The 13514-nt window shown below is 68.7% G+C and carries 10 protein-coding genes; 4 read left to right on the top strand and 6 right to left on the bottom strand.

All coding sequences use genetic code 11. From position 1 onward, the window contains the following. Positions 1–200: 200 nt before the first annotated feature. Both ACFWP2_RS15665 and ACFWP2_RS15660 read left to right on the top strand, forming a co-directional pair. Positions 201–449 carry a hypothetical protein gene (locus ACFWP2_RS15665; protein ID WP_380451287.1) on the top strand — a complete coding sequence of 83 codons (249 nt, stop codon included), beginning with the start codon at positions 201–203 and terminating at the stop codon, positions 447–449. Positions 450–470: 21 nt separating this feature from the next. Continuing rightward, positions 471–959, top strand: a complete 489-nt coding sequence (locus tag ACFWP2_RS15660; RefSeq protein ID WP_380451285.1) for a SitI3 family protein — start codon at positions 471–473, stop codon at positions 957–959. Between the two features lie 332 nt (positions 960–1291). Here ACFWP2_RS15660 and ACFWP2_RS15655 read toward each other — a convergent pair whose 3' ends face one another. Then, complete coding sequence (locus tag ACFWP2_RS15655; RefSeq protein ID WP_380451283.1) at positions 1292–2233, bottom strand: TetR/AcrR family transcriptional regulator C-terminal domain-containing protein; 942 nt, start codon at positions 2231–2233, stop codon at positions 1292–1294. A gap of 126 nt (positions 2234–2359) precedes the next feature. On the opposite strand from ACFWP2_RS15655, the gene ACFWP2_RS15650 reads away from it, so the two are divergent. Next, positions 2360–3574: an FAD-dependent monooxygenase gene (locus ACFWP2_RS15650; protein WP_380451281.1), complete on the top strand. Its 1215-nt coding sequence runs from the start codon at positions 2360–2362 to the stop codon at positions 3572–3574. Between the two features lie 802 nt (positions 3575–4376). On the opposite strand, the gene ACFWP2_RS15645 is transcribed toward ACFWP2_RS15650, so the two are convergent. The 5 genes from ACFWP2_RS15645 to ACFWP2_RS15625 form a co-directional block, all read right to left on the bottom strand. Then, complete coding sequence (locus ACFWP2_RS15645; protein WP_380451279.1) at positions 4377–7259, bottom strand: hypothetical protein; 2883 nt, start codon at positions 7257–7259, stop codon at positions 4377–4379. 48 nt (positions 7260–7307) lie between these two features. Beyond that, on the bottom strand, positions 7308–8171 hold the full coding sequence (locus ACFWP2_RS15640; RefSeq protein WP_380451277.1) for a hypothetical protein: 864 nt from the start codon (positions 8169–8171) through the stop codon (positions 7308–7310). A 631-nt stretch (positions 8172–8802) separates the two neighbouring features. Next, complete coding sequence (locus ACFWP2_RS15635) at positions 8803–11031, bottom strand: hypothetical protein (protein WP_380451275.1); 2229 nt, start codon at positions 11029–11031, stop codon at positions 8803–8805. 191 nt (positions 11032–11222) lie between these two features. Beyond that, positions 11223–11858 carry a hypothetical protein gene (locus tag ACFWP2_RS15630; protein ID WP_380451273.1) on the bottom strand — a complete coding sequence of 212 codons (636 nt, stop codon included), beginning with the start codon at positions 11856–11858 and terminating at the stop codon, positions 11223–11225. 359 nt (positions 11859–12217) lie between these two features. After that, positions 12218–12517 carry a hypothetical protein gene (locus ACFWP2_RS15625; RefSeq protein ID WP_380451271.1) on the bottom strand — a complete coding sequence of 100 codons (300 nt, stop codon included), beginning with the start codon at positions 12515–12517 and terminating at the stop codon, positions 12218–12220. A 309-nt stretch (positions 12518–12826) separates the two neighbouring features. Here ACFWP2_RS15625 and ACFWP2_RS15620 point away from each other — a divergent pair, with 309 nt between their 5' ends. After that, complete coding sequence (locus ACFWP2_RS15620) at positions 12827–13474, top strand: DCL family protein (RefSeq protein ID WP_380451269.1); 648 nt, start codon at positions 12827–12829, stop codon at positions 13472–13474. The last annotated feature ends 40 nt before the right edge of the window (positions 13475–13514 follow it).

Below are 13514 nucleotides of genomic sequence, written 5' to 3'. Positions count from 1 at the left end.
TCTCCTCGCACTGATGATCAGGAGACGAACGTTAGTGAGTCCCACTGACAAGTCCCCGGCCGACCACCCCCGCACTCACCTCCCGCCGATGTCACCGTGCGCCGGCGCCTCGTGCCTCAGCGAGCGGCGTACACGCCCTGGAAGTATTGCCGGCGTCGATCAGTGACTGAAGCCACGTCTCGGCGTCGTCCTCCCGCGCGTTGGGGTGTGGCTCACTCGCGGGCGGGCTCGGTCTCGGCGCGGGCGGCGAGATCCTGGGCGTCGGCCTGGACCTGACCGGTGCCGGCGCAGTCATCGGGGTGCCGGTCAACGTCCTGTCCGCCGGTGTCATCGCCACCTGCGTCGGCGTGGCCGGCATGGGCAAGCAGCTGAACGACTGGCCGATCAACGGGCTGAAGGAGGTCACCGTGATCGACAAGTCCGGCAGCGTGGTCTCCCTCTACCCGTAGAAGAAGAGAAAGACGGATTCGATGGCAATCTCCTACAGCCTTGAGCTGGTGACCCCGTGGGCCCCGGCCCACGTGGCCCAGAAACTCGTCGACGTCGCCCAGCCGATGCGGATCTTCGACATCCCCGCGAGTGTCGACACACTGCTCGAGGACGGCGCGCTCACCGCGTACGGCACCTGGATCCGGGTGACCCCGCGCAAACCCATCCCCTGGGGGGACCCGCAGATCGCCGGCCGCGTATTCACCCCGACCGTCTCGATCGACTTCCGGCTGGGCAAGGACACCGACATCTCCGCCCAGCAGGACGACATGACCCGCCTGGCCGACGCCCTCCTCGCACAGGTCCCCGGAGACGCGGTCCTGCACCTCGACTACGAGGACGTCTGGATGGTGCGCCAGGACGGCCAACTGACCCTCAGCGAGAGCTCCGACTTGTGGCCGCCGAACCGCCTCGCCGCCGTCTCGGGGCCCTACCGCCGTCAGACGCACGAGTTCCTCTACGAGGACTGACCACCAGCCGCCGGCCGGGAACCCGGACCGGCCCCTCGCCTGTCCCGGGCGCCGCGGCCACCGGCCAGGCCGGCTGCCTGGGCGAAGGTCTGAGCGCCCGCACCGCCTGTCGCGGCTGCCGAGCGTAGCGGGACCGCCCGGACAGCGCACACGGCGGGCCACTCCAGGGCGCGGCTCGGCAACGCGCACATTGCGGGGCCGGCCGAGCCAGACGGCGAACGGTGATGACGAACAGCGCCGCCACGGCCAGGGAGAGCGGCGGTACGGAAGATCCCAGCCGTCCTCGTGATAGCCCTACAGCCCGACCGTACGGGACAGCAGGAAGCCGGCGATCATGCCGCGGCGGCGATCAGGGCCGCCAGGCCGTCGAGGTGGCGGTCGAGACCGAAGGTGAACCGGGATTCGCCGGACAGGTCCAGGCCGGCGTCGGCGCGGGCGGCGGTGAACGCCGGGAAGGTGCCGTCCGACAGCAGCGCGGCCATCCGGGCCTCTTGGACCTGCATCCACTGGTCGCCGGTGACACCACTGGCACGACCGGCCTCCTGCTCCGCCGCGAGGTCGACGGCGCAGCCCCGGACGAACCCGAAGAGTGAAACCGCCGCGTGCATCCGGGTATTGGCGTCGAGGCCGAGGCCCTCCAAGGCTGCCAAGGCCCATTCGACATGGCGCATGCCGTTCGGGGCGAGCAGCGGGCGGGCGAGGTTCATCGCGGCCGCCAGCCAGGGATGCTTCCGGTAGAGCCGCCACTGGGCCCGGGCCGACAGTTCCAGGCAGGACCGCCAGTCCGGCGGGGCAAGGGCGGGCAGCGCGGCCTCTCCGTACGCCGCATCGACCATCAGCGCGAGGAGCTGGTCCCGGTTCTGCACATGCCGGTACAGCGACATCGCCGAGGTGCCGAGTTCAGCGGCCAGCCGGCGCATGGTGAGCGCGGCGGCCCCCTCCGCGTCGGCGATCGCGATCCCCGCACGCACCAGGCGCCGGCGCGCCGCCGACTCCTCAGATGACCCCTCCATCAGCCGGCCCGCCGCCACTGCGGCCGACCGGGGCGCGCGGGGGACGGCGCAGACCACGGTTCCCACCCCCGGCACCGCCCGGACCAGACCTTCCTGCCGCAGGACGGCCAGCGCCTTGGTCGCCGTGGCCATGGCGACCCCCCACCTCTGGGTGATCGCCCGCGTGGAGGGCACCCGGTCACCCGGGCACAGCTCACCAGCCTCGATGCGCCGCCGCAGCTCGGCGGCGATCCTGGCGTACGGCGGCGGCTCTACGGACATGATGCACTCCTTGGTGTACTAGTGCACGAAAGCTAGCGCACTAGCATGCCTTCCTCAACTATGCACTTCAAAAGCAGTTTTTGACGTCGATACGTTGTACGCATCAACCGAGAGAGGGAACCAGAAATGAGCAAGAGCGCCACCACTCCCGCCGCCCACACCGTGCTGATCTCCGGCGCCAGCGTGGCCGGCCCGGCGCTCGCCTACTGGCTGCGCCGCCACGGCTTCGCCCCCACCGTGGTGGAGCGCGCCGAAGCGGTGCGCGAAGGCGGCTACGCGGTGGACTTCCGCGGCGAGGCACTGGACGTGCTGGACCGGATGGGCCTGCTGGAGCGGATCCGCGAACTGGACACCGAGATGGGCGATGCGGCGATGGTGGACGCCGAGGGCCGCCAGTACGCGACCCTGCCGGCCGTGATCTTCGCGGGCGACCTGGAGGTCCTCAAGGGCGATCTGACCGGGATGCTGTACGAGGCCACCCGCGACGACGTCGAGTACGTCTTCGGGGACTCCATCACGAGCCTGGCCGAGGACGAGTACGGCGTCGAGGTCACCTTCGAGCGCGGCCCTGCCCGCCGCTTCGACCTGGTGGTCGGCGCAGACGGTCTGCACTCGCGGACCCGCGCGCTCGCATTCGGCCCCGAGAAGCAGTTCGTGCGCCACCTCGGCATCTACACCGCCATCTTCAGCCTGGACAACTACCTCGATCTGAAGAACACCGGACGCCTCTACGCCGCCCCCGGCAAGGCCGCCAACATCTTCACCGCCCGCGCCAACACCGAGGCCCGAGCCGCCTTCCACTTCGCCGCCGAGCACCTGGAGTACGACCGCCACGACCGCGCCGGGCAGCAGCGCGTCATTTCCGAACGATTCGCGGACGACGGCTGGGAGATCCCGCGCCTGCTCCACGAGATGGCGCAGGCGCCGGACTTCTTCTTCGACGCCAACGCCCAGGTGGAGATGGACACCTGGTCCAAGGGGCGGGTCGTGCTGCTCGGCGACGCCGGCTACTGCGCCGGCCCGACCTCCGGCCGCGGCACCTCGCAGGCCCTGATCGGCGCCTACATTCTGGCCGGTGAACTCGCCGCCTCCGGCGGCGACCACACGACGGCCTTCGCCGCGTACGAACGCGAGATGCGCGGCTACGTGACGGAACACCAGACTGCGGGCCGTGAGGGCGCAGAGCGGTTCTTCATGCCCGCCCCCACCCAGGAGATCCTGGACATGCTGGCCGCCCAGTCGCCCGAGAACACCCGCACCGCTCCGATCCGACTGCGCAACTACACCGGATCGCCGTCGCCCGATTCGGCGGCAGCCGCAACGTCCATGGGCAGCGCCTGACGGGCAGGGCTCGACGGGGCCATCGAAGTGGCGGTTCCGTTCGGGGTGGTTCCGGTTCCGGTGTGGAGGATTTTGCGGCCTTCCGCCGCGGAACGAAGGAGCCCTTCGCTCGTTCCCCGACCTCCCATCCGCGCCACCACCACAGCGACATCACCGCCCGCAGCCTCTGACCCGCTCCCTCCGAAAGAACACCCCGCAACACCCGCCCCGCCATCGGGGCGAACTCACCGCAACAACCACCCACACACCACACAAGGAGCACAACCATGTCCCTCCCCCTCACCGGGCAGGACCGCCCGGAACTGCCGAAGGCCATCGAGGAGCCCGTCGATTTCGGGCCCCAGCCGGCCGCGTCATGCGCGGCGAGGCAGACCCCAAGGAGATCGCCGATGGTGATGGTCGGCCCCAGGCGGCGTCTGGCACTTCGAACTCACCCACGACCCGGAATACCCACTGGAACCCACCCCCACCGTCGACGACCTGTTCGTCGTCTACCCCTTCGCCGACGCCTGGACCCAAGCCGACCAGGAACACCGCCGCCAACTCCTCCTCGGCCTCAAGGCCCGCCTCTACATGACACCCACCACCGAAGGCTGGTACCTGCCCGCCGAACTCGAAGCACGAGCATCGACGCTGGAGTGCGCCGGAAGCAGGGCATAGCTCGGATGGTCTGGATCCTTCTCCATATCGCGTGTCTCAAGATCAGACATGAGGCTGGGCAGCTGCGGTGGAGCGTGGGGGCAGCGGCAGAACTGAGGCACGTGCGAGTGAGCTCTTGTGAGGTGCATGTGTTGCTGTCGGCTCAGCGGTGACGCCACAGCGAGTGCAGTCGCAGGACATCCATCTGCCAGTGCTGTTGGAGTCCGTTCTGTGGGTGCGGCAGCTCTCTGCCGAGCGCAGCCGCGACCTCGCGGTAGACCCCCGTCGGGGCGTGGTCACCCGTGACGACAAGGGCAGACAGCAACGGTTCGCCAGTTGGCGTGTCACCGTCGACGTGGGTGAGCAGCTCACGCTGCTCCGATCCCCGCAACCAGGGCAGGTCGCGATGCACCCGGCGGCTTATTCCCGACCAGGTAATGGTGGATTGGTGACGGGCGACATCACGGAGAACGCGCCCCACGGCCCCGGCGAGTTCACTGAGCGCGGCCTCTGTTAGGGCGTGACGCTGCGCCACCTCCCCGGAGGGCGCCTCGGCCGTCACGCTCGCCTCCTTGGTCGCCGTCGCGGTGGCAGCCGGCGGCGTCGAGCCCGTGGGTTCCGGGCGTGGGGAGGCCGGTGCCGCCGCAGTGGCCTGCAGCCGAAAACAGATCTCGAACAGCTCCTGAAGATCCTGAGAGACACCACCGATGAGCTTGCGCCGGAGGATCTTGGCGTGGGCGAGATCGCTACGCAGGACAAGTGACTCCCCGTTCTCGCCAGCCCGGAGGGCGTTCTCCAGCAAGCCGTGGATGCGGGCCAGGATGTCGTCCGCCTCGCGTGGACTGATCCACTTGTGTAGGTCCTTCAGCAGCCGCCGAAGCGTCCTGGCCGTCGAGCCCGGTACCCCGGGTGCGCCGAGGGCACGCACCGCCTCCTCGCGGATCTCGGTTGCGGCGAATACGTCGTCTGCGGCCTTGGCCCTCGAGAATCGGGACATCAGGTCATCGGCCCGCACGGCGTGGCCGGACGAGGGATAGTCCGCCTGGCGGGTGGCCGGGATTCGGGCTTGCCGCACTTCAGTAGCGTCTCCATCCTTGGCGATGTTTTCGGGCCGGTCGACGTTCTCGGCCTTGGTGGTGCGTGCCACTCCAGTAGCGCGGCTGTCGGGTCGGGTTGGGTGGCTCCCTGAGCCGGGGGCGCCAGCCCGGCCGGTGACCGTGGTTCCTGCGGATCGGGTCGGATCGGAGCGGGCGGTCGCCAGCCGTGCCTGGACGGTATGCCCGAGCACCCGGGCGAATTCTTCGAGGAGGGCGGGACTCGGCAGCACGAGGCTGCCCTCAGCACGGGCTGTCTCGAAGCTGCGCAGTTGTCGTTCCGCCTGCCGGATCGCGGTGGCCAGTCGTTCCGCCCGCCTGCCCTGGGTGCGGGGCTGGAGGGCCTGGGCCTCGCGTAGCACTCGCCGTAGCTCCCGGATCCTCGACGGTTCCGCGTTGTCGACCCGAGAGAGCGGGACAGCGGCCGAGGTCGGTGCGATCCGGTAGTGGTCGTGGGCCGCTTGGACGGCTTGCTCGCACCAGCGCTGGAAGGCGGCTTCCGCCATCGGTATCTCCGCGTCCAGCTGACGCAGCACGGTTCGCAGGTAGGGGAGGACGCGTCCGGACCGGCCTTGGACCAGGACGCACAGCGGGGCTCGGCCCCGAGCGAGCGGTCGGTCGACCTCGACCAGTAGGGACCGCCGCTTGGGGTCGGGCAGGTGTGACAGATCGAAGCTGGCCCGCTGGGAGAGTTCCTCCCACGAGGTGGTGTTTCCCGTTTGGGCAATCTCGATCAGCGCCTGTCGGAGGCGTTCCGCCAGCCGACTGCGCGGGGCAGAGTCGGGTCTGGTCTCGACCCGGGTTGGTGCCGCCTTCGGCGAGGCTGGGGTCAGCGGGAGGGCGGCGGCAGGGTCCTCCAGAGCGACCTCGGGGCGCCAGAGGCCGGTTCGTTCGGCCTCCAGGCCGGACAGTCGGGTCAGGCCGTCGGCGTGGACGGCCCAGCCGGTGTTCCCACCGGAGGCGTCGAGGTCGTCGACGAGCAACCGGGCCACCCCGTTGAGCCGGTAGACGTACTGCTCGGTGGGGGTCGGCACGGCATCGGGCAGCGAGACGTAGGAGCGGACGATTCGGCTGGCGGCCGCCTTCACGAACGCCGCGACCAAGTAGCGGCCGGGCACGGCGAAGTGCGACGCGGCTGGGGAAGCCGCGGCCGTGTCCACCGCGAAGACGACCTCCGCGCCCCGGAGCGGCAGGCTCGCCGGAAACGGGGTCTCTCCCACGGCGCGAGTGGGCAACGAGCCCTCGGCTCGCAACGTGTCCAGTGCGGGGGGAATCAGGCCCTCGCTGCTCATCCGGCACGACTCAAGCGGCGCCCACGGGATGGCCCCGGTATCGGCGGTCACCAGTCCGATCAGGACGTGGCGGTCGGTTCCCTGCGTCTCGCAGCGGACCCGCAGGGCGTAGCCGCGCCGTGCCACCACGTCGTTGACCACGACGCCGTCTCGTCCGAAGACCCATTCGACCCGGCCGGTCTTCGCGCCGAGGCTTTCCACGGCTCGCCGCCAGCTGCGGTAGTCGCCGGGGTGGAGTGCGAATCGCAGGTGCTGTTCGGTGGCGCGCAGCCAGAAGTCCACGGCGTCCCCGGGCCCGTGGCCCAGGCTGCGGAGGTCGGCCTGGGCCAGGTGGCCCTGGTCGGCCAGCCAGGCTTTCACATCGCGTTTGATGAAGAGGTGGTCGGCGCTTTCCACGCCGGTTGCGCTGCGGTGGCAGGTGGGCTTGCTGCCGTCGCGGTCCGGGTAGTGCGAGAAGTGGCAGACCTTCCACTCGTACCGTTTGGTCATTAGCTTCTCGCCGCAGCCACCCAAGTGTGTGCCGCACCAGAACTGGTCGGTTCCGAAATGGCGTCGGAACTCGTCCAGATTGTGCGGTTCCTCGGGGGCGATGACGGGCCGGTCCGAGTCCGGGCCCCCGATGACGGCCGTCTGTACGCGCCGGCTGTCGACTGCTGCCACTGGGTTACCGCCCGATCGGTCCGTCACTTGTTTGCGGCGTAGGATATGTCAGACCTGACCAACAGTCATTGCTGTTGCGCGAATCGTGACCCCGTGTGCGAACCAGCTTGGAGTTCCATCTGCTCTGCTTGGCCTGGTCCCGTTTCGGCGCGGGCAGTGGGTGCTGCTTTGAGTGCCCGGACGGTAAGGATTACCGCGATTGCGACGAGCGGGCCGCACAACGTCCAGCCCTGCCGCGATGTGGCTGAGGAGCACGCTGACACGCTCGTAGAACCTGTGGGCGTCCTGCGGCGATGGGGCCAGGAAGTCCACGGGTTCGCAGCCCCCGGCCTTGACGGCCTCCTCGAGGGCGTCGACGCTCACCTCTCGGGCCAGCCGGGCGGCCACGGGATCGAGGTCGGCGATCGTGCGGACGCCGACGGTGGCCCGGGTGGCCTGGCGCTGCAGGGCCGCGACCTGCTCCAGGTCGTCCTGCAATTCCCGCCGTAGCCTCACGGCCAACGCCGGATGCAAGCCGAGGCCGGCCAGCAGATGCGTGACGGCGGCCTGCCCTGGAGCATCCTGATGGACAAGGTGCGTGCGCGCCACCACCATCGGCGCCAGCCCCTCGTCCAGGCCAGCTCCCTTCAACTGAGCCTTCAAGGCCGTCAGCAACGTCTGTCGGACCGCGGCACCGGCCAGCAGCGCAGAAAGGGTGGCATCCAGGGTCTGCGTCCACCCAGTGAGCGGGAGGGAACTGCCGAAGGAGCCGTTCGTGACCACTGCCAGACGAGTGCTCGGCCCCGTCGCGCCGGGACCGGCCTTCGCCGCCTCATCGCTGAGTTTGACGCCGAACGCAGAGTGGGCCAGGATCCCCGCGAGCTCTGCCGCCCCGATCTTCGCGGCACTCGGTCCCCTTTCCTTGCTCTGCACCAGCAGCCCGGGAACCGTACCCGGCCGCCAGCAGCATGGCCGACAAGGCCACCTGGTAGGTGACACCAGCCACGTTCGCCGTCCCCGAACGCAGTTGAGCGAACAGCTCGTCAAGATCGGTGGCGATTGGCTTCGGCTGTTTGCGCTTCGCCTGCCCCGCACCCTTGCCCGACACCCTTGCCTTGCCGGAAGTCCCCAACGCTCAACCCTTCTCTCGTCATAGCTACGAGGCGCTTTCCAAGGCCCACGTCCGACCCAGGTCCGACCGCATGGCCGCAGGGGTAACGAGATGGATCGCTTTCGCACGGCCCATGCCGGTCCGGTCGGTCGCGAGGCGGACAAGATGATCCGCGACTCGACGGATCGCGGCGACCCAGTGCCCCGGCTTGTTCAGCTCCATACTCGCCGAGCTCACGATCCTCCCGTCCATGACGGCCGTGCCTCCTCTAACTCCTGCCCCTCGGGAAACGCGTACGTCCGTCCCTCGGCCGTGATCACGGAGTGGAACGAATAGATGCTCGGCCAGTCCTCATCAGAAGCAACACGAATTTCCCGTTCGCCCCACCTATCGGCCCACCCCTCACCCACCCCGTCAATTTCACCCCCACCCCACGCGTCCCGACGGCCCCGGCTACTCGACGTCCTCGTACTCCTCGTCGTCGTCCTCGTGCTCCTCGTCATCTCGACGATCCACGGCCGGGGAGTTCACGAGGATGTCGCCACCCAACTTGCGCACCTCGTCGATGATGCGGTTCTGCTCCTCGGCCGATCCGAACGGGTGCGAGGTGGTGGCCCGTGCCTCAGGAGCTTCCGCGAGGGCCATCAGCCGCTTCACGGCCTGCCGCGCGTCGTTCACGGCATTGCGCAGGGCTCGCCGCTCGGCCGCCAACTGGGCGTGGATGGACTGATCGGCGCTGGCCTTCTCCTTCTCCGAGTTCTGCTCGTCCTCGACCTCGCGAGCCTTCCCCGGGTCGGAGAGCACCACGATGCTCCACTGGCTGAGTGCTTCGGGGGCCACACCCCCCGCGTCCTTGCGGATCTTGTCCTCGGCCGTGAGGTCGACCGCTGGGACGGAGTACATCGTGGCCGTGTTGCGTCCGAGGAGCTGCGTGTCGGTGAAGGCGTTGAGGCACTCCCGCTCAGGGTCGAAGGCCTTGGCGGCGAAGGCCAGGGTCCACAACCCCTCCTCAGACTCTGTGAGCCCGGCGATGATCTGGTCCGCGTTGGCGCGGAACGGGACCGTCCGACCCACCGCCGACCCGACGTTGCGCGTGATGAGCTTGTCCGTGATGAGCGCGACCCCTCCGGCCACCGCGAGGGTCTGCCGCGCACTCTCGTTGCCGTTCAACGCGGGTTGGACGAGTTCGGCGAAGTCCGCCGTGGGAACCGGCTGCCAGTTCCCCATGACGCCCTTGGTGAGCACGCCGCCGTTCGCCCAGGCGTTCCGCGCTTGTTGGAGCGATCCCGCCTTGTACCCGCGCCAGGGCAGGTCGATGACTGGCCCGAGGAGTTCCGCGTACCCGGCCGTCCTCATCTTGCTGGTGCCCTTGATGTCCTTGGCGAACCGCTTGACCTGCTCGAAGATCTCGGGCCGGGTGAGGAAGTTCACCAGGTAGACGGCCCGCCAGAGTGCTGTGCCCGGAATGCGGTTGTTCTGGAACACGGCGGGTAGTTCCGCTGGCTTCCGGCGACCGATCGCGAGCCCGATGATCTCCTCCAGGAGATTGTGCTGCGGCAGCCCGGGAAGGCGGATGCGGCTGATCGCCCGGGTACCGACCTCGACGTTCTGCGCTGCCGCGTCCCAATGCCGGAACTCGACGTGGATCGAGGCGAGGATGGAGCGGATCGCGTCGTCGAAGACCTCCTCCGCGGAGAGCCCGGCCGAGCTGTGCCGGTGGACGCCGACCGTGACCTGGGCCGGCAGGACAAGGGTCTGGCCAAGGCGCACCGCGCGGTCCGTCGGCTGCGCCTCGTTCACTCCGCGCTGGAATTCGGCGAGGAAGCCGACGAGTGCCTCCTGCCGACCGAGCGCCATGCGCTGGCTGAGCGCCTTCTCGCTGGCACCGCGTCGCTGGGGCTTCTCGGCGGTCAGCACCTTGAGAGCCGTCGCGGCGATGTCGTCGGCGTACGGTGCTTCCCCTTCGGTGAGCAGTGCCCAGGCACTGGTCAGACGCGTGATGCCGTCGCGCACGGCGAGGACGTCGATGTGTTCGCTGCCGTCGGCGAACTCGAGCCGGCACGGGTGCGCGATGACGGCACGGGTGATCCGCCGGGCCAGGATCGACCGGTCGTAGGGATTCGGATTGGCGTGTCGAGTCTGCTCGATGGTCTGCGTCAGGTGGTCCCGCAGATGGTCGCGGTCGCGGTAGCGGTAGACGACACGGGCGTACGGTCGTCCGTCCTCGTCCACATCGCCGTGAACCTCCGGATCGTTCACGGGCAGTGCTCCCTGGCTGGTCCGCGGCTGGTGCCCCGGGAACAGTTCGGTCAGCCATACCCTGGTGTGGAGCGAGCGGAGCGTTGCCCCCTCCACGTGTTCTTCGATCAATGCGGGCGCTTGCCCCTTGGAGGAGCGCAGTTGGGCTGCCGCCGCGTCGGGGGAGACGACGGCACGAGCCACGACGTGCCACCCGTCCTCGTCCAGTGAAGCGCCCTCGGCTGCCAGACCCGCTCGAACCAGTGCGGAACGATCACCTGCGGTGGCGGGAGTCGGCAGGGTCCGCTCGAATCCCGATACCGTGAACTCCTCCCCCGCGAAACGGAACGAGATGCTCTCGGGGTTACTCGCCGGTGTCACGACACTGGATCCGTGGTCGCCATCTTCCTCATCGATGACATGGGATTCGCTGGCGTAAGACATGTTTTTCCTTTCAAGAGACTGTCAAAGTTGGCTGATTTCCCTCGATTGCTCCACTGGCTGGCCACTGCCTCGGCAGTTAGACTGGGGAGCGCAGTCAGGGCTCGCGCCCCGTGCGCGTGCCAGGTCTGCTTTCACGGACCCCGGCCGACGGCCGGGGTCTCGTCATGCCGCCGCCCTGTCCGATCCCTCGGTCAACTCCGTTCCGGAGCCGGGGCCTTCGGCAGATACCGGCCGAACCAGCCCCACATCATCCGCTTCGCCTCCTGCCTGGCGATCGACTGGCACGCGGCGTGTGCCACCAGGTCCGCCATCTGGAGCCACTCCGAGGTGTCGGCCGGAGCCTGCGCGGCCGGCAGTGGGATCCACCGGGGGTTCACCAGCCGGTGGACCTCTTCGTAGAGCCCCTCGGTCCCGTCCCCGTCGACGATCAGCCCAGCAGGTTCACCGATCTCGGCCAGCCGCCGGTCCAGGCGACGGAGCAGCCCCTCGTAAGCCCGCCGCTTCGCCGTCCCCCAGTGCGAGGGCTCTTCGGCGTAGACCGTCACGATGTCGAGTGAGGGCCAGGAACCGATCACGGAGAGGGCCTCCTGGGCCATGCGGTACCGCTCGATCTTGCGGGGATTCAAACCGCCCGGACGGCCACGCCCTCCGAGGAAGTCGGTCGCGTGCAGCTCGAAACCGACTGGCACGCTGTGCTCGTGGTTCCACCGGCGGCGCATGTTCCGCCAGTCGGCTAAGACTTCAGGGGCCAGTACGGGGGAGGCCCCGATCGCGGTGTAGAGCGCGAGGCCGGTCTTGGGGATCCCGGAATCGTCGACGTACCACAAACGGTCGACCGACTGATGGGCGTTGATGGTGGTTCCCGGCCTTTCGCTCGAATCCGAACATGATCAGGATGATCTGCGGCTGCACCGCTTCGAACTGATCGACCAACCGGGCTGAGACACGGTCGGACACACGGATTCGGGCGATACGTGCTGCGTCTCCCCACTACCAGGCTCCCCGGGCCCTGTCTCGACGGCCTGCTGAGACTCAACGAGTCTGTGAGGTCCGCCAGTCAGAGTTTCCGGGTAGCGTTCGGCCGCCTGCCGAATGCCGGTCACTAGGTCGTGGAGGGCTCGTACACGCCCAGGCTAGATCCACTGCCTTCACGCGGTCAATTCAACTATTTATAGTAAGACTTGAGTTACATGGTCCACCTGTCCACGTGAACGACGGTGGCCTGCTCGCCCCGGAGTGAGGAAGCGGCGGCGAACTCCAGGTCGGTCGCGCCGGCCCTGCGGCGCGCGGGGAGGAGTACGCCGCCGATCGGTTGGCGCGGGGCCGCCGAGCCTGAGTAGGCGTCGAAGGTGTTGCCGCCGACGATCGCGGTGACGGTCTCCGTGTAACCCGGGTCCTGTTCCTGCGCGGCTCCGCAGGACTCCAGGGGGCGGACGAAGCCGTGCCAGGGGTCGGACCGGGGGCTCCTCGCGGACGGGCCCGGCACCCGCGTGGTGTCGGGCGGACGTGCCGGCCCGGCAGGCGAAGCACAGAGCGGATCGGCGTCGGGTAGGGCACGCCAGACGGCCGCTGGGACGGTTCTGCCCCGTGGGGTGGTCCGGCCGTCATGGGCAGGGGCGCTTCGTCAGGATGCGCTCGAAGGGGTTGAGAGCCTGCCAGGGCGCACCCGAAGGGATGGTGTGGGATGTGCGAACTCCCCTTGCACATCCGATGCTCGCTTCCGTTGTGCCGTTCGGCGGGTCCATCGTTGTGGGGCACCCGGATGTGGCGTGCGGATGATCAGGAGGTTGATCTGATGGCAGTGACTTGGATCGGGCGACGTCGGTACACGACGAAGACGGCGGCTGCCGACGCGGTGCGCAAGATCTTGCACGGGAACCCGATCGGGACTGAGTTGGTCGATGAGGAGTTCGATCTTGTGCGGGACCTTCTCGACATGCATCACGAGGCCGAGGAGAAGATCGGCGTAGGTGTGGCCGGCATCCGGATCGCCCCTCCGCAGAAAGGCAAATACCCCGGGTTCGAGGTGGTGCGGACGGACGGCAGCGCGATCGACTTCTCTTACAAGACCTGCCTCACGACCCCGAGCCTCCGCTCCCAGGTACACAACGTGATGCAGGTGGAGATCGAGGACAAGAAGACCGCCTACTTCGAGTCGCGGCGCGCCGCCGGGACGTTCACCTCTGACCTGTCCGGAGTGCCGTTGGACACGAGCGACACCGCCGTGAGCCACTTCCGGGGCCCGGCGTTCGCCCAGATCGCCGATGGGTTTGCCGCCGCCGAGGGCGGGTGGGAGGCCATTGAGCTGACCCCTTCGACCGACTACGGCCTCGGGCTGTTCGTCGATCGCGACCAGGCCGACCGGTGGCGCGCGCATTGGCAGGATCGGGCGGTCCTCGGTCTCCTGACCCAGGCGGAGAACCGCAGCCGCCTGCGCGCCTGATCGCCGACTGCGGCCCCGGCTTCTGGGTGAGGGCCGGGGC

The organism is Kitasatospora sp. NPDC058444, from assembly GCF_042721415.1.
Classification (GTDB): Bacteria; Actinomycetota; Actinomycetes; order Streptomycetales; family Streptomycetaceae; genus Kitasatospora.
This window is presented reverse-complemented; position numbering and strand designations above follow the sequence as displayed.